The organism is Embleya sp. NBC_00888 (assembly GCF_045207655.1).
Lineage (GTDB): Bacteria > Actinomycetota > Actinomycetes > Streptomycetales > Streptomycetaceae > Embleya.
This window is the reverse complement of the sequence record NZ_CP108786.1, coordinates 1-21,673: the sequence shown is the minus strand read 5'-3', so window position 1 is coordinate 21,673 and position 21,673 is coordinate 1. Positions and strand designations below refer to the sequence as shown.

General features: G+C 70.5%; 16 protein-coding genes and 1 pseudogene. 14 read left to right on the top strand and 3 right to left on the bottom strand.

Translation table 11 applies throughout. From position 1 onward, the window contains the following. Window positions 1-3: 3 nt before the first annotated feature. The 13 genes and pseudogenes from OG948_RS59655 (at window position 4) to OG948_RS59595 (ending at window position 17,564) form a co-directional block, all read left to right on the top strand. On the top strand, window positions 4-600 hold the full coding sequence (locus OG948_RS59655; RefSeq protein ID WP_331733383.1) for an ATP-binding protein: 597 nt from the start codon (window positions 4-6) through the stop codon (window positions 598-600). A 67-nt stretch (window positions 601-667) separates the two neighbouring features. Further along, the gene (locus OG948_RS59650) at window positions 668-1,495 is read left to right on the top strand and encodes a hypothetical protein (RefSeq protein ID WP_331733381.1); all 828 of its coding nucleotides are present in this window, start codon (window positions 668-670) and stop codon (window positions 1,493-1,495) included. Window positions 1,496-1,678: 183 nt separating this feature from the next. Further along, window positions 1,679-2,425 carry a hypothetical protein gene (locus OG948_RS59645; RefSeq protein WP_331733378.1) on the top strand — a complete coding sequence of 249 codons (747 nt, stop codon included), beginning with the start codon at window positions 1,679-1,681 and terminating at the stop codon, window positions 2,423-2,425. Window positions 2,426-2,621: 196 nt separating this feature from the next. Next, entirely contained in the window at window positions 2,622-3,296 is a 675-nt protein-coding gene (locus OG948_RS59640) for a hypothetical protein (protein WP_331733376.1), read from the top strand. A 293-nt stretch (window positions 3,297-3,589) separates the two neighbouring features. Beyond that, a complete protein-coding gene (locus OG948_RS59635) occupies window positions 3,590-5,221 on the top strand; it encodes a (d)CMP kinase (protein ID WP_331733373.1) in 1,632 nt (543 codons plus the stop codon). Between the two features lie 60 nt (window positions 5,222-5,281). Then, the gene (locus OG948_RS59630; protein WP_331733370.1) at window positions 5,282-8,620 is read left to right on the top strand and encodes a lantibiotic dehydratase; all 3,339 of its coding nucleotides are present in this window, start codon (window positions 5,282-5,284) and stop codon (window positions 8,618-8,620) included. Next, window positions 8,617-9,717 carry a hypothetical protein gene (locus OG948_RS59625; protein WP_331733367.1) on the top strand — a complete coding sequence of 367 codons (1,101 nt, stop codon included), beginning with the start codon at window positions 8,617-8,619 and terminating at the stop codon, window positions 9,715-9,717. Before OG948_RS59630 ends, OG948_RS59625 begins: the two co-directional genes overlap by 4 nt. 565 nt (window positions 9,718-10,282) lie before the next feature. Next, window positions 10,283-10,774, top strand: coding sequence for a hypothetical protein (locus OG948_RS59620; protein WP_331733364.1), 492 nt, complete (start codon window positions 10,283-10,285; stop codon window positions 10,772-10,774). Then, entirely contained in the window at window positions 10,771-12,141 is a 1,371-nt protein-coding gene (locus OG948_RS59615) for an MFS transporter (RefSeq protein ID WP_331733362.1), read from the top strand. Before OG948_RS59620 ends, OG948_RS59615 begins: the two co-directional genes overlap by 4 nt. Further along, window positions 12,138-12,320, top strand: coding sequence for a DUF397 domain-containing protein (locus OG948_RS59610; RefSeq protein WP_331733359.1), 183 nt, complete (start codon window positions 12,138-12,140; stop codon window positions 12,318-12,320). The genes OG948_RS59615 and OG948_RS59610 overlap by 4 nt, the downstream gene beginning before the upstream one ends. A gap of 169 nt (window positions 12,321-12,489) precedes the next feature. Then, window positions 12,490-14,286: pseudogene (locus tag OG948_RS59605) on the top strand (glycoside hydrolase family 15 protein); the annotation flags it as partial. A gap of 107 nt (window positions 14,287-14,393) precedes the next feature. Beyond that, entirely contained in the window at window positions 14,394-16,847 is a 2,454-nt protein-coding gene (locus tag OG948_RS59600) for a Helicase associated domain protein (protein ID WP_331733357.1), read from the top strand. A gap of 378 nt (window positions 16,848-17,225) precedes the next feature. Further along, window positions 17,226-17,564, top strand: a complete 339-nt coding sequence (locus OG948_RS59595; RefSeq protein ID WP_331733353.1) for an Lsr2 family protein — start codon at window positions 17,226-17,228, stop codon at window positions 17,562-17,564. Between the two features lie 1,042 nt (window positions 17,565-18,606). On the opposite strand, the gene OG948_RS59590 is transcribed toward OG948_RS59595, so the two are convergent. Beyond that, the gene (locus OG948_RS59590) at window positions 18,607-18,861 is read right to left on the bottom strand and encodes a hypothetical protein (RefSeq protein WP_331733351.1); all 255 of its coding nucleotides are present in this window, start codon (window positions 18,859-18,861) and stop codon (window positions 18,607-18,609) included. Between the two features lie 142 nt (window positions 18,862-19,003). On the opposite strand from OG948_RS59590, the gene OG948_RS59585 reads away from it, so the two are divergent. After that, window positions 19,004-19,444, top strand: coding sequence for a hypothetical protein (locus OG948_RS59585; RefSeq protein WP_406300960.1), 441 nt, complete (start codon window positions 19,004-19,006; stop codon window positions 19,442-19,444). Between the two features lie 117 nt (window positions 19,445-19,561). On the opposite strand, the gene OG948_RS59580 is transcribed toward OG948_RS59585, so the two are convergent. Next, the gene (locus OG948_RS59580; protein ID WP_406300959.1) at window positions 19,562-20,350 is read right to left on the bottom strand and encodes a hypothetical protein; all 789 of its coding nucleotides are present in this window, start codon (window positions 20,348-20,350) and stop codon (window positions 19,562-19,564) included. Between the two features lie 772 nt (window positions 20,351-21,122). Then, window positions 21,123-21,554 carry an AAA domain-containing protein gene (locus tag OG948_RS59575; RefSeq protein ID WP_331733734.1) on the bottom strand — a complete coding sequence of 144 codons (432 nt, stop codon included), beginning with the start codon at window positions 21,552-21,554 and terminating at the stop codon, window positions 21,123-21,125. Window positions 21,555-21,673: the final 119 nt, after the last annotated feature.

Sequence of the window (21,673 nt, the reverse complement as noted above, 5' to 3'; positions counted from 1 at the left end):
GCCGTGATCACCTCATGGGACTTGCGTACCGCAGCGCCGGGCCGATCCCGCCCGCGCCGCCCCCGGACGGGTCGTTGCGGACGCCGTCCGGTCCTGCTCCTCAGGGTCGGCAACGCCCGCTCCGCCGTCGGCGGCTCCCGCAACGTCGTGACCAGGACGCTGGAGACCTGGGGCGCGTCCGAGGAGGTGCGCGACTGGGCCGAGTCGGTCATCAGCGAACTCGTCACCAACGCGATCACGCACGGTCGATGCCGCCACGTGCTCGTGATCCTGCTTGCCGGGAACGGCGAGTTCGTGGTCGTCGTGGCCAACGACGGTTGCCCGCCCGTCCGTTCGTTGACCGACGTCGACCCGAACCTCATCGACGGCGACGCCGAGTGCGGTCGCGGACTGCGGATCGTCAATGCCATGAGCAGCCGCTTCGGCGCGACACGCGGACTCGGGCGCACGATCGTGTGGGCCACCCACGCGATCGAACCCCGAGCCCGCAAACGCACCCGCCCGACAGGACGCGGGCCCTCACCGCGCCGCATGCGCCGCGGCCACGACCCGCGCCCGGATCACGAACGGCCCAGGCGGCGACCGGCAGTACAGCCGTGACCTTCCCGCCCGGGCCGATACGCAACCGCCGTCGCCGCTTTCCCCGACCATGCCCGGAGTCCCACCCATGACCGCATACGAACCCGGCGACGCCGAAGAAGTCGTCACCCGGGGCGTACACACCCACACCCGCGACGAGGCCGTCGGCCAGACCCGCGCCTTCGATGCCCTGCACCTACTCCGACCGGATGTGAAACTCGCCCACCTGGAGTTGCTGCCCGGGGCGACCCCGTCCAGCAGGGTCCGTGTCCGATGGACCGTGCCGGGCGCACCCCTCGCACGCGCTGGCGACGTGTCCGAACTCGTCTGCGCGCAACTGGGGTTGATGGACGCGCACGCCCACACGGACACGGTCGGCGCGGACGAGAACGCGACAGCGCGGCCCCACGGCGCGGTGACGGGCCACCTCTCCCTGCTGTGGAACCGGGAACTGGCGCGTACACGCGACCTGTGGCGCCCTGCGCTGACGCTGTCCCTGGTCGCGGACGCGGACGCCGTCAAAGTCACGGACCACGGCCTGTGGCTCATCCGCCTTCCGCCGCAGACGGGTTACGTGCCGCTGGGCTACAACCTCGCGGTCTACCTGACGACGGCGCCCGTTCCGGCGGACGAGGTGCCGCAGGCGCTGTCCCTGTACCGGCAGGCACTGGCCGAGGGGATCTGCGGTCGCCTCCCGAAGGGCGGGTACTGCGTGTGCGGGCGCACGCCGGACGAACACATCCCGACGGACGAACACGTGCGGCACTACGGCACGATCGCCGCCGCCCACCAGGACTCGCCTCCCCCCGATCGGCGGGGGCCGGAACCTGACCCGGCCCCCGCCGCACCACCCGCCCACCGCGACGCCACCGGCGCAACCTCGACCCCGACGGGCAAGCACACCGGCACGCGGTGAGCGCAGGCGGGCGCCCCCGACGAGACGGGCACCGCACCACGGGCGGCGCGGGACCGAACCCGACGGAACCGCGCCGCCCACCGCCCGCCCATGTCGTGCAGGCGTCGCGGTGCCGTCCTTGCCCGTACCGCCGAACGCCCCGCACCCACAGCCGTTCCGCCACAGGATCCCGGAGCCTTTGCCATGACCGTGTACGAACCCGAGGACGCCATCACGGTGGTCACCCAGGGCGTGGATACCACGCCTGCCTACGACGCGGGCGAGCTGACCGACGCCTTCGACGTCATGAACGAACTCCACCCCGACGTCCGACTCGCGTACCGGGACGACTCGCTTCTCGGCGCCCACCAGGACCAGGCCCGCGTGCGATGGACGGTTCCGGGCGCCGCGCGCCCGCGCACCGACTACGACTACTACACCTGGCGCAGGGACGTCCCGGCCGCGCTGGGAGCCCTGGACGCGGCCGCCCACATGCTCATCACCGAACGCGAGGGGGAGTCGATCGCCGCCCAAGGGTCCTTCACGCGTCTTCTCGAGAATCCGGACGTACCGGACCTGGCGGCCGCCTGCGCACGGTGGCGTCCCGCGCGCACCGTGGCACTGATCACCGACGCGGGCGGGATGGTGCCCACCGACCGCGGGGTGTGGTTCACCCGACTCCCGCCACGGGCAACCGTCGTCCCGGTGGGCCACAACCTCGGCGCCTACCTGACACGGGTGTTCCCCTCCACGCCCGAGGACGACCCACTGTCCGACGACGTTCTCCTGCCGGCGTTCTCCTTCTACTGGGACGCGGTGCACCACGTCCTCGACCGCCACCCCGGGCCCGAGTGCCACGCATGCGAACGCGCCATCAAGGCACACCGGCCGACGGTCGAACAGGTGCGGCACTACGCCTCGATCGCCACCGAGACGGCCCCCTCGCCCTGATCGAGACTCCGCCCCTCACCCCACGACCCACCATCGCACCGCCGGCGGCTCCTCGACCTCGGCGGGAAAGCCCACGCGCGCGATGCACAGGGTGGGGCGCCCCCGACGACCGGGGCACCCCACCGGCGGCGCGGGACCGACCACCCCCACCGCACACCGATCCGAGCGACCGTCCACGCCACACCGGGAGCACGCCGTGACCACCACCCGCACCGACACCGCAAAACCCGCGGCCGCCGCCCGGCACCCACTCGCGGGAACCCGGCGGGTGGCACCCACCGGCGCCGCCCCGCCGCCCGAGTGGTGTCTGCACCTGTTCCTGGCCACCGCGCGACACGAAGACGCCGGAGTCTGCCTGGGCAACCTGCTCCACACCGAAGCGGCCGGTGGAGGAAGCCCGGTCCCGGCCCCGATCACCGGCCTCGGCGCACACCACAAGAACGAGCAGACACCGCGGACATCCGTCGCCGAGAGGTTCCACGCCCTCGTCGACAGCGTCATCGACCCCGCCCGCACCGATGCGGAAAACCGCACCGCGCTCCTCCTGTTCCGCTACACCCGCGAACCCGAAGCCCACCGCACACCACACCTCGATCACGTCGTCGTGTGGGTCCTGGCGCCGGCCGACCTGCCCCGATTCGAGCGCCTCGCCACGTTCGCAGCCGAGTTCCTCCACCGGACATCGGCGCCGACCTGCGCCCCGAAGGCCGTGCCGTTCGCCTTCACGGTCGGCGAAGTGGCACAGCCGGGGTTTCCCCCGGCCCGCCGACCGTCGGAATCGGAAGCGGCACGAGGGGCCGCCCCCGGTGCGTGGGCCCGCGCCGGAACCACACGGCGATTACCTCCACCGTCCGGCCCGCCCGCCCCCTGAACCGGACCGGCCGGGCGCGACGTTCGACCCCCAATACCGGTGGGGCCGTATCTCCGCTCGCCACAGCGGCCCCACCACCTCCGCCCGCTCGCCGCACCCCACGGCCGATCGCCCCGAGGGCGGTCACCGTACGCGCGGCGCGGTGAGCGGGCGCCTGTCCTCGGGCCGCACCGCCGAGCACGCCACACCGGCGCCGACAAATCGTGCGGCGGCGTTCGCCCCCACTTCGAACCACGCGCGGCGCGAATTCCCGCACCCTTGCGCGATCTCCACCCACCGCCCCCGGATCGGACATGACGACCACCTTGCCGGCGCAACCCGCCCCCACTCCGCCCACGCCCCGACCCGGGCCCGGCACCCGCCTGCGCGTGGGTGTCCTCACGACGTCGGCCACCCTGCACGCAGTCCTGGCACGGCAATGCACCGCAGCCGGCCACCCGCCGATTGTCCACGCCACGCCGCGCGTCTACCGCTCCAACGGCGACCCCGAAGCGGACCGCGAGCGCCTGGCCGCCATCGCGGGGCAGGTACACGGCACACCCGTGGTGTCCGCTCATGCCCGGGAACTGGCCACACGGCTTGACAAGTTCGACCTCGACGTCCTGGTCGCCTACGGATACCCCACGCTCGTGCCGCCCGACGCTCTGGCCACGCCCCGCGTGGGCGTGCTCAACCTGCACTCCTCCCGACTGCCGGACCTGCGCGGCGCCGCACCGGTACCCGCCGCGATCCTGCGCGGTGATCGCGAACTGTGGGGCACGGCCCACCTGATGGACGCCCGCTACGATGCCGGCCCCGTCGTCGTCCAACGCCCCCTCCTCGAACTGCCGGCGTGGTGCACGTACGACGAGGGGCACGAGACGATCACCGAAGCCCTCGTGGGCCTGCTTCCGACCGCACTGGCGTTGCTCGCGCGCGGTTTCGCCGGCACGCGGCAGGACGAGGGACGGGCCACATACGCCGAACTGCCCCCGGAGGCGGACCGGGCGAGCATCGACCTCGCACGGCCGGTCGCCGAGGTGCAGGCTCGCATGCGCTTCGCGCGATGGATGGGAAGGACGCCGCACACACGGGTCCACGGGCACCCTTACCGCCTGGGCCGGCCCCACCTACGGCCCGGCCCGGGGCGGACACCGATCCCGTGCGCGAACGCACACCTGTGGGTGGAGGAGTGCACCCCGATCCTCGACCACGAGAACGCGGCCCGGGCACAGGCACGGCCCTCGACCCGCAGCTCGCCACCGGTGCAGACCACCGATGCGGCCCCGGCCCACCATCGATCGGCGGCGTCGATCGGCGGCAGCGTGTCCGTCGACGGCCCCAACGCCTCCGGCAAGACCACCCTCATGCTCGGCCTCGCCCGCGCCTTCCGGGTGCCGGGCCTGGACACGGGCCCCACCTACCGCGCCGCCGCGGCCTACGCGATACCCCAAGGGGTGCCGCCCGCCGACCTCGCACGTCACCTGACGGTCGTCGTACGACCGGGCCTGCCACAGCGTCTGCTGTGGAGAGGCGTCGACACTCTCGACGACGACCTCTTCGGCCCCCGCGCGAGCGCGAACATCAGCCAGGTAGCCGGGGATCCGCAGTGGCGCGAGGCCATCCGCGCCATCCACGCACAGGTTTGTGCACGGCACCGCGACATCGTGGTCGTCGGCCGCGACGTCGCCCCCACGCTCCTGCCCGACGCGACCTTGAGCGTCTTCCTCGACGCGGATCCGCAGGTGCGCCGCGCCCGCCGCGAACTCCAGTGGGCCGACCACCCCGAACGGCCCGTCCACGTCGACGCCCTCAGCCCACGGGACCTGGCCACCCGAGCCTGGATCACCGAACACCGCCCGCAGGCGCGCCGCCTGGACCTGGACACCACCACCATGCGCATCGACGAAGTCCTGGACAGCGTCCGCCGGGCACTCCCCGGATGACCGTCGAGGCAACCCTCATCCGCAACCACACTCACCCCCTCCAATCGGGAGCGCCGCGTCATGATCGGCAACACCCCGGACCCGGAATCCTCCCTCCGGGCCGACACCGCCCCACCCGGCGGGGCCCGCGAAACCGGAGCGGACCGGGTCCCATACTCGGCGACCGACGGCGCGGCCGCCCTGCATCGGCGTGTACGTGAAGTCCCGTACACCGCAGACGCGTTCGCGAGGTTCTTCGGCGGCGACGAGGAACCCGCACACACCTCCACCGCATCCGCCTTCACCCCGCCGTACGCCTGCGCGGGGCCGTTCCTGCTGCGCACGTCCATCATCGGCCCGGTGGAGCTGCTGCCGTGGCCGGATCCCGCCGACGACACGCCCGACGGTGTACGGCGATGCTTGGCGTGGACGCGCGCGGCCTGGCATCTGGCCGCGCTCGCGGCTGCCGTCCGTCACGCGAGCCCGGCGCTGGCCGACGCTCTGGACACCTTGAACAACGAGAACGAACCCGAACACGAGCCCGCTCCCGACACTGTCCGCAAGTGCATGCTGTCCCTAGCCAAGTACGTGTTGCGAGCGCGGGGCAGGGCGACGCCGTTCGGGCTGTTCGCGGGCGTCGCCGAAGGCCGATTCGCCGAAAATGCAAGCCTGCGCACGGGCGTGGAGCACCGGGCGGTCGCCCGCGCCGAAGGCGCCTGGACGTGTGCCCTGATCACCGATCTGGAGAGCACGCCCGAGGTCCGCGCACGGCTGCGCGTCCAGTGCAACTCCGCCGCTGTGGTCCGCGGCGACCGGTGGGTCCTGCCGTGGCAACCCCGCTCGGTGGGCGCCCGCAGCACCACCGTGCACGAGGTGTCGGTGGCCCTGACCAAGCCCGTGCGCACCCTGCGGGCCTTGGCTCGCGCCCCGATCAGCCACGCCGCGCTCACCGCGGAACTGGCCTACCACCACCCCGACCTCGGCCCCGACGGCGCCCGGTCCACGGTGGACACCCTGCTCGCCGACCGACTCCTCGTCACCGACCTGCACCCGCCCGCCACCGAGACCGACGCGCTGGGCCACATCCTGCACGCCCTTGACCGCCGCCGCCCCGACACACCTCCACCGGACGGTGCCGGGATCGCGGAACTGCGGGCGATTTACGACGCGATGGCCGACCACAACCGTACCCCCGCCGCGTCCGGCTCCCGTGCCCGCGCCGCGCTGACACGGCGCATGGACAAGGTCCTGCCCAATGTGGTCGCGCAGCCCCTGAGCGTGGACACCCGCGCGGACGTCGACGCGACCCTGCCCCACGCAATCGCCACGGACATCGAACGCCTCGCCAGCGTTCTCGCCCGCATCGGCCCCCGCCCCCACGGTTCACCCGCATGGCGCGCGTATTCCGACCGCTTCTCCCGCACCTACGGCACCCGCACCGCCGTCCCGCTGCCCGACCTGATCGACGCCGCCACCGGCATCGGACTGCCCGACGAATTCCACGGCACACCCCCCACCGCCCGCCCACCCCTGACCGACCGCGACCGAACCCTGCTCAAGCTGGCGAGCGCAGCCGTCGCACGCGGCGAGGACCTCGTCCTGGACGACGCCACGATCGACCTCCTCGCCCCCGACGACCCCCGCCTCGTGCGGGTACCGCCCCACCTCGAACTCCTCCTCGACGTGCACGCCCCCACCCTCGCGGCGATCGACGCGGGCGAGTACACGCTGACTCTGCGCGGCGTCTCCCGCGAGATGGGCGCCTATGCGGGCGGCCGGTTCACCGCTCTACTGGACGTCGACGGCGATCTCCTCGCGACCCTGTCGAACGTCCCCACCCTGATCGACGGTGCCGACAGCGCGCACGTGTCCTTCCCTCCGCTGAACCCGGCCGCGACGCATCTCGGCCGTGCCCCGCGCCTTTCGACGACGGTGATCAGCCTCGCCGAACACCGCACCCCCGACCCGGACACCCTCACCCCCGCAGATCTGGCCGTCTTCAGCGACGGCACCCGCCTGCACCTGATCCGCCGCGACCGCTCGCAAATCCTCGAGGCTCGCACCCCGCACACGGTCCAACTCGAATGCCACACGCCCGCCGTGGCGCGGTTCATCGGCGAGCTCGTGCGGGGGCAATGCGCCGACCCGACCGGCGATGCGCGCCGCATCGCGGCGTTCGACTGGGGCGCCGCCGCTGGCCTGCCCGTCCTGCCAGCGATCCGCTACCGGCGCACCGTCGTCGCCCCACCCCGATGGCTGCCGCCCCTGGCCGAACTCCCCGGCCCCGAAGCGGACATGAAGGCATGGACAAAGGCGTTCACCGCCTGGCGCACCGAGACCGGCGTCCCGAACCGGGTGCGTCTGGCACGCTACGACCTCGACCTGACCCTGGACCTGACCGAACCCGCACACCTCGCGCTGGCCCGGGCGGAACTGGACCGGCCGATGATCGGCCGCGTCGCCCTCCTCGGTGCACCGCCCCTCGACGCCCACGGCTGGTCCCAAGGACGGCCCGTCGAGATCGTCGTGCCGATGCACACCACCCAACCACCCCTGCCCGCACCACCGTTGACCCGAATTCGCGTCACCGACCGCGACGACGCCCGACTGCCCGGCGCCTCCACACATCTGCGCGCCCACCTGACCGGCACCCACCGAACCCTCGACACCACCACCCACCTCACAACCCTCGCCACCGCACTCGAACACCCCTGGTGGATCACCCCCGACCACGACGTCGACGGCGCCCTGGACCTGGTCGTACGCCTTCCCCACCCGGACGCGTTCGCCCCAACCGCATCGCGCATCGCCGCCTGGGCACACCACCTGCGCGAGGACGGCACCCTCCGCGACCTGGCGTTCCACCCCCACCGACCCGACACCGGCCCCTGGGGCGACGGCACCCTGCGCCAAGCCGCCGAGGACGTCCACGCCGCCGACACCGCCGCCCACCTCCACCAGAGCACCACACTCCACGAAGCCGACCCCCGGGTCGTGGCCGCCGCGAACATCGTCGACATCGTCATCGGCTTCCACGGCGACACCAACGCCGGCCTAGCCCACCTGGCCGCACGACCGCGCACGTCCCACCCCCGACCCGTTCCACGCGGCCTCGCCGTCCAGGCCGCCCGCCTGATCGATCCCGCCTCCGACTGGGCCCACCTGCGGCGACTTTCCGGCGGACCGGCCCTGATCGACAACGCGTTCCCCGCGCGCCGCGCGGCCCTGCACACCTACCGCACCGTCCTGGACGCCGAACCCCACGCCGGCCCCGACCTCGACACCGCCCTCGACGCTTTCCTCCGGGCGCATCTGGCCCGCGACGCCCGCATCCCCGACGACCCCGCTCCGCACGCCGACGTCATGCGCCTGGCCCGGGCAACCGCACTCGACCCCCGCCGCAACCCGACAGGCCCATGACCGACGCGCCCCACGAGCAGCCGACCACGGACGACGGCCCGCGGCGCCTTCCACCCGCCGGCAGCCCGCAGGAGACCCGACTCCACCTGACCATCCTCGACCTGCACGCCCACGGCCTGGACGTCGCCCACATGAGGAAGGCACTGCGCCTGAGCGGCGCACTCCTCGCACACGCCAAACGCGACCTCCTCGCCGTCCACGACGCCGTCAACCTCGACCACGCCATGGTCATTGCCGCCCGCAACGCCGACTTGCCCGCCGCCCGCAACCACCCGCCGAGCCCCTCCCCGCCCACCCTTCCGCGCCTTCACCGCGCCGTTCTCGACGGCTGGGCCCACGGTCACCGCAGACGACAGACCCGGCGCGAACTCGGCCTCACCGAACATGCCTACGACGAGACCCGCGCCGGACTCCTCGCCCTCCTCGACGCCACCCACCGCACCCAGGCCCTCCTCCACGCCCTCCGGTGGAACCTCCTCGACCCGACCCACGCAACGCACTTACGAACCGAGAGCACCATGGACATCGTCACCCACACCGTGTCCGTCCCGAACGGACTGCTCCTGACGACCGTCGTCGACGAGCACAAGGCAGGAAGTTCTCCCGGCCGGGAATGGGGAACGTTCCGCGGGACGTCCTGCGACACCGCCACCGCGGCCGTCGTCGTGGGCGACCCGGACCGCGTCGACGGAGCATCGGGCACCCTCGCCGAAGCCGCCGTTTACGGCGGCGCCCTCCACGCGCACCTCCGCGGTCTGCAGGACCGGGACCCCAGGGCCGGCGCCGTCCTCCTGCGGCTCACATTCCGCGACGACATCCACCTCGCCATCGTCGGAGCTGGCGCCGCTTACACCCTGCACACGGACGGCACCGCCACCTGCCACAGCCAACCCACCGAAGGCACCCTCGCCCTGCCCGACACCGCCAGACGGATCATGATCGGCGTACCCGGGCTGCCTCGACACGCCGAAACCGCCCTGGCCACCGCGATCCTGACCGAAAGCGCTCCTGAACGGGCACTTCGGCAGATGATCCGGGCCACCGAGCGAAGCCACGGCCCAGGCACCCAGCTCCTGCTCGAACTCCCCACTGCCTGAACCGATCCACACACCGCAGCCACCCCACCCCGCGTCTCGCCACGCCCCCGGCCCGTAGGGAATTCGCGACACGCGCGCCGCGTGGGCACCCTCACCACCTCGCCCCATCCAGACAGGAAGACTCCGAAATGCGCACCTTCTTCGTGACGGGCGCCATCGCCACCACCATCGGGTTCGCCAGCGTGGGCGTTGACCGTAAGCGCCGCCCAGGCGTCCCCGCTCGGGGTCGGCTACGCAATGGCGTCTGCGTTCGTGCTGGGTGCCACGAAGTGGGTTTCCGACCTGATCACACCCGACCCGCCACCCGCGCGTGGCTACGATCACGGCGCTATGGCACCGAAGCGGTCCACGCCGGCCGACCCCATCTCGGAAGTGCCGTGAGGTGTCCGCATACCCGGCCAGGTGCGCCGACCTCGGCACCATCGCCGACGAGCCGCTGCGCATTCTCGCGTCGTCCAAGGGGCAGCCGCCCGGCCACAGCGGCTCGGTCGAACCCGACCCGCATACGGGCCGTGTCCCATCACCGCCGTACCGCAGAACCCGATCTACACACGTGAGCAGGCCCATGAGGAATACGCGACAGCTCCCACCCCCCGGCAGCGTCGACGAAGCCCGGCTGTACGCGACCGTCCTTGACATGCACGCGCGTCGCATGTCCTTCGGCGAGATGAAATACGAACTCGGCGTGACCGACGAAGCCTTGAAGACCCTCAGAAGGCGTATCCCCGCCGCCTACGACGCCGTCAGCCTCAACCAGGCCATGCTGATCGCCGCCGCCCGCGGACACCTGCCCAGCGCCCGCAACGAACCCCCCAGGCCCGAGAGACCCACCCTCCTTCCCCGCCACCTCCGCATCCTCACGGGCTGGGCCCAAGGCCTCGACCGGCAACAGATCCAAACGAAGCACCAGCTCAACGCTCGCCAGTACAACTGCACCCGCGGAGAACTCCTCGTCCGCCTGCGCGCCGCGGACTCCACCCAATGCCTGCTCCACGCCCAGCAGTGGCACCTGCTCGCACTCCCCACGGATACCGCCCGGACGGACGGGCAACCATGAACGCCCCAACACACGGCGCGCCCCCGCCCCGGACGACGATCCACAAGGCCCGGGCCACCTGGGCACTCACCGCATGCGCCTCCCGTCTGACCTGGGTCACCACCGTGGCCTACCTCATGACCACCCACACCACGCCCGCGCACACCACCGCGATCCTGGCCGCCACCGCGCTGCCGGCTGCTCTCACGGCCACCCCACCCGGCCGGACACTCCTCCAACACCACAGCCGACCACGCGACATCGCCCGAGCCGACCTGCTGTGCGCAGCCCTCGCCCTGACCCTCACCATCACCGTCTCCACCCACGCGCAACCCGCCACGGCCATCGCGACACTCATCGCACTCGCCTGCGTCAACGCCGTCCGCGACCCCGCCGCAGCCGCCCACCTCCCCACCCTCCTCCCGGCCCACGAACGCCTGCGCGCCCTCGGCACCTTCGACGCCGCAACCCGCATCGGAACCCTCACCGGCTACACCCTCGCCACCCTGTGCCTACTCACCGAACCCGCGACCGCCTGCGCCCTCGCCACCCTGTGCCACACCGGCTCCGCCCTCCTGCGCCCCCACCACCATCCCGAACCCGCCACCCCAACCACCAAGACCCCAACCCCGCCCAAAACCGCGGCCTGGCTACGCGCGCACCCCCACACGCGACTCCTCCTGACGCTCCGCGCAACCGCAGAGGCATCCAACACCACGCTCATGATCGCGCTGCCCCTCGTCCTGGCAACCCACAACACCCCCACCACCTACACCACCGTCCTGACCGCCCTCACCCTCGGCACCATCACCGGAGCACTCGCCGGACCCCCCACCACAGCACGCCTGCCCCCATACCCGACCGCCTGCTGCGCCCTCGCGATCGCCGGAATCCTCCACGCCGCCCGCGCCACGGCCACCCACCCCGCCCCGGCCGTGCTTCTCGCCTTCCTGACCGGCCTGTTCACCCCCCACCTCGACATCGCAGCCCGCACCGCCTACGCCGACGCACCCGCGCCGATCCGTCTGCGCCTGGCCGCCCTCGACCAGGCCACCACCGCCGCCACCCGACTCCTGGTCCTCCCGGCAGCCGCACTCCTGGTCCCCACCGCACCCCACACCGCGTTCATCACCGCCGGACTCCTCCTCACCGGCGCCGCAGCAGGCGCACTGCTCGCCACCGGACCGCCGCACCATCCCAAAGCCGCCGCGCCGCCACCGATCGCCCGGCGCACACCGAACACGAGGACTCCGACGGACCCGGAACCGATCACGGGACCGTTCCGAGCCCCCACCGCGAAGACCACGCCACAGCCCCGGCACACGCAACACGCGCGAGCCCCCACCTCCACAACCCGCGCACACCCGATCCACAGGAGGCACCCGTGAGTTCCTACGCCTGGCGCAAGACTCGACGCAGCGCAACGAGCAACTGCGTCGAATGCCAACTGCAGCCGGACCACCACCACGTCAAGGTCCGCGACTCCAAGTGCCCACACCGCGCCCCGCAACTCACCTTCGCCGACCCGTCCTGGAACGCGTTCGTGAGCAGAGTCCAACCGCGCTGACCGCACACCCCCGGGGGCGGGCCGCCGAGCGATCGAACGGCCCGCCCCCGCAGAACCCCCGCACCGGAAACCGCAATCGCCCGGCCCGGCGCCGCCACAGCACACCCCACGCCCGGGCGCGAAGCCCGGATGCCAGCCCCCCGACGCGTACGACCCGCAGGAGTTCACCGTGACCAGCCGCATCGAGGACTACGCCCTCATCGGGGACATGCAGACCGCCGCTCTCGTGGGCCGCGACGGTTCCATGGATTGGCTCTGCCTCCCCCGCTTCGATTCCCCCGCCGTGTTCGCGGGCCTGCTCGGCAGCGAGGAACACGGTTCGTGGCGGGTCGCGCCGCTTTCCGGCGGGCCCGCGACACGCCGGCGGTATCGCGGCGACTCGCTGATCCTCGAATCGGAATGGGAGACCCCGCGGGGGACCATTCGGGTGATCGATTTCATGCCTCCGGCGGACGCGCTGGTCGGCGCGCCCGTGGTGGTGCGGATCGTGGAGGGCGTGTCGGGCCGGGTGCCGGTCCGCTCGGAGCTGCGCATGCGGTTCCACTACGGCAAGGTCGTGCCCTGGGTGCGGCGCGAGGCGGACGGGCGCACCGTCGCGGTGGCCGGCCCCGACGCGGTGTGGTTCGCCAGTGACACCGAGACCTACGGGCGGGGTCTGACCACCTATTCGGACGTCACCCTCGGCGAGGGCGACCGGGTCACCTTCACCCTCACGTGGCATCCCTCGCACGTCGAGGGCCCGCTGCCCACCGACGCGCTCGCGGCGCTGGCGGACACCGAGAGGTTCTGGACCGACTGGATGACCCGCTGTACCTACCGGGGGCCGTGGCGCGAGCCGGTGGTGCGCTCGCTGATCACGCTCAAGGCGCTCACGTACGCGCCGACCGGCGGGATCGTCGCGGCGCCGACCACGTCGCTGCCCGAGGACGTGGGCGGGGTGCGCAACTGGGACTACCGCTACACGTGGCTGCGGGACGCGGCGATGACGCTGGGCGCGCTGCTGAAGACCGGTTTCGTGGACGAGGCCAAGGCGTGGCGCGAGTGGCTGCTGCGGGCGGTCGCGGGCGACCCGGAGAACCTGCAGATCATGTACGGCGTGGGCGGCGAGCGCCGGCTGACCGAGTACGAGGCGACCTGGCTGCCGGGCTACGAGGGCTCGCAGCCCGTCAACATCGGCAACGCCGCCGCCGACCAGTTCCAACTCGACGTCTACGGCGAAGTCATCGCGGCATTCGACGTCGGACGAACCACCGGCCTCGCATCGGATCCCCACGCCAACGCCCTCCAACTACAACTCGTGCACTGGATGGAGCAGCACTGGCGCGACCCGGACGAGGGCATCTGGGAGGTGCGCGGACCGCGCCGGCACTTCGTGCACTCCAAGGTGATGGCCTGGGTCGCGGTGGACCGCACGATCCGAACGCTCGTGGACGAGCCGATGGCCTCGGACACCGGCAAGATGCTCGAACACCTCAGGGGGGTGCGCGAGGAGATCCACCGCGAGGTGTGCGCGTACGGGTACGACGTGGACCGCAACACCTTCACCCAGTACTACGGCTCGACCGAGCTGGACGCGTCGCTGCTGCTGATCCCGCAGGTGGGCTTTTTGCCGCCGGAGGACAAGCGGGTGATCGGCACGATCGAGGCGATCCAGCGCGAGCTGACCGAGGACGGCCTCGTACGTCGCTACCCGACCAACGGCACCAGCGTCGGCCTGGACGGTCTGCCGGGCGACGAAGGGGCGTTCCTGGCCTGCTCGTTCTGGCTCGCCGACGACCTGGCGATGATCGGCCGGCTGGAGGAGGCCCGCGACCTGTTCGAACGCCTCCTCGCGCTGCGCAACGACCTGGGCCTGCTCGCCGAGGAGTGGGACCCCCGACTCCAGCGCCAGGTGGGCAACTTCCCCCAGGCTTTTTCGCACGTGCCACTGATCGACACCGCACTCCGGCTGACGGGCCACCAGGCCGCGACGGTGCCGGACGCAGCGCTCGGCGCGGCAGGCGAGGGCCTCGCGTCCGGCTCCGGGATCACCCCAGCACGGAAGGCAGTGAGCCGGTGAATGCTCCTCGGGCGATGCGTCCATACCAGCAAGAGGCGATCACGGCGATCGTCGAAGGGTTGCAGGCCCGTGGCCGAGGGCAGTTGCACGCGGCGTGCGGCTCCGGCAAGACGTTCATGGCCCTACGGGTCGTGGAGAACCTGGTTCCGGAATCGGGGGTGATCGTCGTACTGGCCCCGTCGTTGGCGCTCGTCGGGCAGATCCTGCGCGAGTGGCGCAGCGGCAGCACAATCGACTTCCGCGCGATGGCCGTGTGTTCGGACGAGAAAGTGGCCGACGCCCCGACGCGGGCTACGGACCTGCCGGTCCCCGTCGCCACGGATCCGGCCGCGATCGCATCCTGGCTGGGCCACGGCGGGCGCAGGGTGATCGTCGGCACGTATGCGTCCGCCGACCGCGTCGGCCAGGCCCTGAACCGGGCCGAGGTCGAGGCGGACGTACTCGTGTGCGACGAAGGGCATCACCTATTCGGCAGTCGCGACGCCGCCCGACGCCGGATCGTCACCGACTCGGCGTTCCTGCCCCACCGGCGGCGCCTGGTGATGACGGCCACCCCGGACGTCGCGGGCTGGCGGACGGCCGACGCGTTGAGCTGGCGGGACGAGGAACTGTTCGGGCCGGTGCTGTACCGGTACCCATTCTCCCGAGGGATCTCCGAGGGGTACCTGAAGGACTACCGGCTGCTGGTGGTGGGCGTCAGCGACGTCGAGGCCCGTGCGCTGTTGGCAGACACCGCGTCCGACTACGTCGACGGCCAGATCGGCCTGCGGACGGTGGTCGCGCACGCCGCCCTGGCGCACGCCCGCCTCGAATACGGCACCGAGCGCGCCATCACCTTCCATCCGCGGGTGCAACAGGCCGTCGATTTCGCACGCACCCTCCCGGCCACCCTCGCGCGTCTGCCCGCCGACAAACGGCCCGGCGGTCCCGTCGACGCCACCTACGTCACCGGAACCATGAACGCCCGCGAGCGGGACGCCGTCCTGGACCGGCTGGCCACGCCTCCGGTCGGCGGATGGACGGTCGTGGCCAACGCGCAGTGCCTGACCGAGGGAGTCGACGTCCCCGCAGTCAACACCGTCGCGTTCACACACCCGTCCAGGTCCGTCGCCAAGGTCACCCAGGCGGTCGGCCGGGCACTCCGCAGGAGCCCGGGTATCACCGACACGGCGAACATCATCGTGCCGATCGTCGTGCCGGACGCCACCACCGAGATCGACGACCTGGACCCGGGCGACTTCGAGGTCGTGTTCGAGGTCGTGCGCGCCCTGCGCGCCCACGACCAGGACTTCGCGAACCAACTCGACCGCGAACGCTGGAGCCAGGCCCCGAACGCGGCCGGCGACCGGCACGAGCGGGCACCCGGGGTGCCGGGGAGAATCACCTTCCGACTGCCGACGGGCACATCCGACCGAATCCTTACCCAGTTGCGCCTGCTGACGGTACGCAACTCCACATCGTCGTGGTGGGACGGATACGCGGAAGCGCACGCCTACCACCGCGAACACGGTCACCTGAACGTGCCCCGCAGCCACAAGAACGACAACGGCTCACGGCTGGGGGCGTGGATCCGCACCTGCCGGGACCATCGACGCCGGGGCTGGATGCCCCCGGAACGCATCGACGCCTTGGACCGGATCGGCATGGTGTGGGAGCCGCGCGACGCACAGCGACAACAGTTGTTGGCCGCCTGCGACCGCTACCTTCAACACAAGAAAGACCTCGACAGCGTACCCGTCGGCTACGTCGACGCAGGCGGATTCAGACTCGGGATGGCTCTGTCCCACCTGCGTTCCCTCGTCAAGGGATTCGTCAAGGGTCGGGACGGCACGCCACGGACGCTGGACCCCGATCTTCGGGTCGAACTGGAACGACGCGGCATGACCATGGGTCCGCGGGGCACGACCATGGATGACGACCTGAAACAGCTTCTGATCGAAAAGGTGCGGGCGGGCGCTCTGCTGAAAGACGCCGGCGACGCCCTGGGGCTGACTCGCCACATCATCGTGGGGGCCCGGCGGGCCGACCCAGAATTCGATACTCGCTTGGACGCCGCCCGTCGGACACACTACAAAATCCTGAACGAGTCACAGAAACAGGCGTTCGCCGAGCGAGTCGCGGCCGGAAACTCGATTGCACAGACCGCCACGGCCCTCGGCGTGAGCCCGTTCGCCGTCAAGGCGACACGGCGCACCGACACGCGGTTCGACGCCCTCCTGGACACCGCCGTCCGAGCACAACGCCCAAAGCTGACGACACGGGAAAAGCAAATCGTCATCGAGCACGTCGCGGCCGGAAACTCGATCCGATCGGTCGAAGCCCTCGGACTCTCGCGTTCGGCTGTCGCCACCACCCGGCGCGCGGACACTGCCTTCGACAGTGCGTTGATCACCGCGTCCAACGGCCGCATACGCCCCATGAACAAGCCCGGCGCCCACGACGCATCGGGAAATACCTCACCGCCGTGAGAACTCGACGTGACGGGTCGGCAGCCACTCGCCCGGCCAAGCCGTCCCGGTCCGGGCCCGAGTCGCAGCGTACATTTCCTCGTACCCACCCGGGCAGGGACGGCAGCACCGTCGAATCCGATGCCGTGTTTCGTACCGCAGGGATCGCGACGCCGCGGGCGGTGGTCACCGCCACAACCGACGAACGCTGGGACACCCGGCGACGGCCCGGCCCGAACCACCATGCGAAGACCGAGCACCGGATCCGGGACATCGGAAAATTCTCGCCGCCATAACGACGAGCGCGTCCGCGTCTTCGATTATGGGACGCGTATCTCAAAGGACCACGACTCGGATCCTTGTAGGCTCCTCGAACTGCAAGGGAGAAGGGGATTCACCATGGCTCGACGCGTCATCACGGAATACGTGGACGACATCACTGGCAAGTCCGACGGAGAGGTCAAGCCACATACGTTTGCGGTGGACGGCGTCCACTACGAGATCGACCTCAACGGGGAGAACTACCAAGCGCTGCTGGACCGGCTCGGTCCTTACTTTCAGGCTGCTCGGAAGACAAGTTCCCGGTCGCGTACGCAGGGCAAGCGTGCACAGGTGACGAGTCACGGACGACCCGATCCAGTGGCGGTTCGGGAATGGGCCAAAGATCAGGGTATCGCCGTGAACGCGCGAGGTCGTGTTCCCTTGGACGTGGTGCGGCAGTACACGGCAGCGCAGTAGCCGAATCGGTACGAGCACGAGCCAGGCGAGAGCCTGGCGGGGGGTTGGTGCGGTTTCAGGGACGGCGGCCGGCGTGCGTGGCCGGCCGCCACCGGACGTCCCATTCCCCGTTGTGCCAGACGGCCTCGTGCGGATTCTGCGCGCAGGTGTGGAGACTCGGCGTGGGTCCGTAAGGGCGCGGAAGAAGGTACTTCGGTGTGAGCGTGGAATGAGGAGCAGTTGTCCGGCTGCTTCAAGTTCTGCCCGGTGTCTTGCCGAACGGCCGGCGGTGTGATGGTCGGTGTCGTAGTTCACGTGACGCTGCTGGCACATCGCCCGAAGGTTCTCCGGAGCGCAGTGCTCCGGAACGTGGTCCAGGTGTGCGGCGGAGGGCGAGCCGGGACCCGGTTAACGGGTACCGACTGCGGTTTTCGATGCTGATGGGCATGAACTGTTCCTTTTCGCCTGGGCGTCCTCACATGGCATCGCCTATCCGGTTCCGTGTGTCGTGCGCACGGGTCGGTCAGCTGTGGGCCCCGTCGGCGATCGGGCGGTCGGGGGTCTGTTCGTCATCCTTCGCGTGGACGAGGAACACTCGATCGGTGGAAATCCACACCTCCGCGCCCGGCGCAGGCCGATACACGCCGTCTCCGCAGGGGTTCGTGACGCGCACCTTCACCTCGCCTTTCCCGGTGTTCAGACGGGGCCGACGATGTTGGCCTGGTGGCGGCCGGATGTGATGCCGCGCACGGTGTCGCCCGCGCCGCCTGCTCGCCATCGCCGCGTCGGCCGCGGTCCTGTCGCTCTCCGGCGCGGGAGCCGCCACCGCTGACGCAACGGCCGCATCACCGTCACCTTCGCCGACGCGGGGGGCACCGCGGGTTCCCCGGGAGGGCCCGGTCGGCTACCGCAGCCGACCCGACCCAGGCCCGCGATAGTCGGTCACCGTGCCGTGCGGTGGGTCGGTGCGCACCGGTGCGGTGGTGCGCCGCCGGTCGGATCGGTGACCGCGCGACCGCAGCGACCGGGTGGGGCCGGTGGGTGACCCGGTCGGTGCGGCCGGTCATCCCGGTTCGTCGACCGTCCGACCCCGGTGCCAGGCACTCCCGGCGCATCCGCTCCTGCGGCACATCCTCGACCTGTCCGCCTCGACCGCGAGCACCAGGCGGTCCACGTCCAGGCGCCCCGGTTGCGAACAGCCGGCGGTGGGTTGGGACTTCCCTCGCAGCAGCACTGCGCGGTGCAGCAGGCCGCCGGGACGGCCCGATTCCGGCCCGTACACGGGGGCCCGTCCGTCGAGCAGGTATGCATGAGCCACCGCCAGACCCTACGGCCGGATGGACCGCTCTGCAGAATCTCCACGGTCCGGGGGAGGGGCATTGCGGATTATAAGCGGGTCTCATTCCTGCGAAGATGCCGCCATTCCCGTTTTTGGAACGGGACTGACCAATGGAGGTATCGTGGATCAGTTCAAGGCGCCGTGTCTCATGGGATTCCACATGTGGAAGGATTCGGGGAACTCCTACGATTTGGCGCACGAAGTCGTCCGTCTGCTGACCGTGTGGGGCCACCCGATTCGCACCGCCTCTCTCGAGGCCTCACCAGCACGGGAAGGCGCGATCCGACTGACGCTGGATCTATTCGTCCACGAGGCGGTCGTGGATGTGGCGACGAAAGGTTCGGGTACTGCGGATGTCACCTTGCGTGTCGACGGCAGGCTCATCCCCTGGGAGGTCACTGATACCGAAACGCAGACCTTGGCCGCCCACTGCTCTCGCCTGATCGAGACCGAGGCTGATCTCAAGCCCGCGGTCACGTGTGTGTCTCTTTGCGCACCCGATTTCGGGAGCGGAGCACGCCCGGCTTGCCGAAGAAATCGATTACGCACGTACGATCGGTGACGTCCAGGGATTGTCCATCGCCTTCGCGCGGCTGGGGCGGTGTCCCGCACGAGCGGTTCTGCGTGCGGCTGCGGGTCTCCTGTGACGGGGAACGCCCTTAGGCGCAGCCTTACGCTGTCACGTTGACGCCTGGGGTGGCGTATGGGGGTTCTGGACCGGGCACTCCGGAGAAGGAGCAGTCGGGCCTGAGTGACTGCAAGCGGAAGAGCGTCGGCCGGTCGCACAGCGACGCCCGTGACGATCGCGTGCGGCCGCCCGTTGCTGCCGTTGCAGCGCACCGAAACTCCGCTCACCCTGGATCCGTTGAAGATGGCGATGCCGGTTGGCTGTGATGCCAATGCGGATCCGGCCGGATACTGCGATGAGGTCGGAACTGGCTTGCGACGTGTAGCCGTGGGCGCGAACCGAAGCCGCGTCCGGGAACACGTCGGCGTGCGGTTCCACGGTCAGATCGAGCAGGTGATCCTGTACTCCGCCGAGAGAAAAGACATAACGGAAGCGCGGGTACTTGCGAGGGTCGACCAATTCGCGAAATCGTGAGACCTCCTTTGTGTACGCGTAGAAGTTGACATGTTCGGGGGCTGATTGAATTATCCTCAACCATGCTTTGAGATATTCATCCGAAAAAAAGTCCCCGGCGTCGTGAATTCGCACCCAAGACTTCAGGAACCGTTTCGCCAATAGTTCGTGCCCCATCTGATGCTCCCACCCGGACAGGTCATCCAGCACGTATTCCAAGTTCATCTCGTGCCGCGCAAGAACACTGGGAAAGCGATAGGCGCCGGCCCGTGCATAACAGATGTGGGCACATATCCCGGCCGAGGGGCACGTATTATAGGTTCTCCCCGATGGGAGGCGTCCTGCCCAAGCGGGAAGCGTCCAGTTCCAAATTCCTTGCTGTCTCATCCGGGAGTTTTGAGTCAGCAGGCGAAGGGGTCTCTTCGGCACTTTTCCCCCTTGGATCGCTTGGGGGCCACGGCCGCCCATGAGGGCAGTCCATCATTCTCCGGGGTGAGGCGAACGTCAATACCGGGTAATACATGAATGCATTCTGCGTTGAATACGTTCATGGAATACGAACCCAGATCGCTGCCCGGGCCCGCCGACCTCGGACCTCGACGAAGCACGGTCCACATGGCGGGGCGGCAAGGCGGCGGGTGTTGGTGGCGCTGTTCATCGGCGCGCGGGTCCCCGGGGTCGGAGCCGCGGGTGTCAGAGGGCCGATCGAGCCGGCCGTCGACCAAGCCCCGGGAAATCGAGGAGGCCAGGCGCGCCGTCACGATCCTCGACGACGCCGGCACCGTGCTGAGGCCCACTCAAGCTGGCCTACCTGGCCGAGGCGCCGAGCGAGCTCCCTGCATGCCCCCGAGTGAACGCTGCGGCCCCGGGTTCACGAACGAACTCGCCCGTATGCCACGCAGCGACCAGGCGGCGGCGAGGAACGTACCCTCCTGCGAGAACGCACCGCTACCCGTGGGAGCGCAACCGGTGTGCAACCGTGCTTTCGACGCCATGGAGCAGGAGCGTGAACAACAAACGAGAGGTGACGTCCGCAGTCGAGCGACGCCGGGCAGGCTCACACGTGGGTGCTCCCTTCCCTCGGCCCGCAGTCGCGGGGGAGGGCTTCCGCCGGCGGGGCCGCGCCCGAGGGTACGGGCGCGGCCCCGAAAGACGTTGCTCAGACTTCCGACAGTTCCGCCAACGCTTGCAACAGGTGCAAGTGCTCGGCCGCTCCGGGCGTTCCGGTCGGGGAAGCGGCCACGACAGCTTTGATTGCTTCGTGGTCCGTAACCAGCGTCAGATGTGCGCTGTGCCGTGACAGAAGTACGCAAGCGCGGCCCAGTTCCATCGCGAACGGCCCCACTCCGCGATGTCCGATGAGCGGGTGCAGCGCCACTATCGCCGGGCGCTCCGCTCCCTGAAGTTGGTTGGCGGTGCCCACGATCACCTCGGGTACGTCCGACAACAGCGCCCGGATCGCCGACGCCTGGTTCACGTGCGGACACACGACCGCGACATCGGACGGTTCGAGGGGACGCGTCGGCTGTCCCTCCCGTTCCAGCGAGTGCCCGTCCAAAAGCGTCCGAACCCGTTGCGCAGCGGCGTGCATCACTCGGGAATCGGCCGGCCCGGCAGGAGCGCTTACGGTGCGCCGGGCCATCTCGGGTAGGACGCTGCCATCCGTGAAGTGAACGGCCGTGTGGGGTCGGCGGGGTGAACAGGCCGCGC

What these genes read in the sequence shown, in the direction of transcription:
- OG948_RS59615 (WP_331733362.1), top strand. Translation starts at nt 10,771, where the DNA reads ATGAACGCCCCAACACACGGCGCGCCCCCGCCCCGGACGACGATCCAC.
- OG948_RS59625 (WP_331733367.1), top strand. Translation starts at nt 8,617, where the DNA reads ATGACCGACGCGCCCCACGAGCAGCCGACCACGGACGACGGCCCGCGG.
- OG948_RS59635 (WP_331733373.1), top strand. Translation starts at nt 3,590, where the DNA reads ATGACGACCACCTTGCCGGCGCAACCCGCCCCCACTCCGCCCACGCCC.
- OG948_RS59645 (WP_331733378.1), top strand. Translation starts at nt 1,679, where the DNA reads ATGACCGTGTACGAACCCGAGGACGCCATCACGGTGGTCACCCAGGGC.
- OG948_RS59580 (WP_406300959.1), bottom strand. Translation starts at nt 20,350, where the DNA reads ATGAGACAGCAAGGAATTTGGAACTGGACGCTTCCCGCTTGGGCAGGA.
- OG948_RS59575 (WP_331733734.1), bottom strand. Translation starts at nt 21,554, where the DNA reads ATGCACGCCGCTGCGCAACGGGTTCGGACGCTTTTGGACGGGCACTCG.
- OG948_RS59600 (WP_331733357.1), top strand. Translation starts at nt 14,394, where the DNA reads ATGCGTCCATACCAGCAAGAGGCGATCACGGCGATCGTCGAAGGGTTG.
- OG948_RS59595 (WP_331733353.1), top strand. Translation starts at nt 17,226, where the DNA reads ATGGCTCGACGCGTCATCACGGAATACGTGGACGACATCACTGGCAAG.
- OG948_RS59630 (WP_331733370.1), top strand. Translation starts at nt 5,282, where the DNA reads ATGATCGGCAACACCCCGGACCCGGAATCCTCCCTCCGGGCCGACACC.
- OG948_RS59650 (WP_331733381.1), top strand. Translation starts at nt 668, where the DNA reads ATGACCGCATACGAACCCGGCGACGCCGAAGAAGTCGTCACCCGGGGC.
- OG948_RS59620 (WP_331733364.1), top strand. Translation starts at nt 10,283, where the DNA reads ATGAGGAATACGCGACAGCTCCCACCCCCCGGCAGCGTCGACGAAGCC.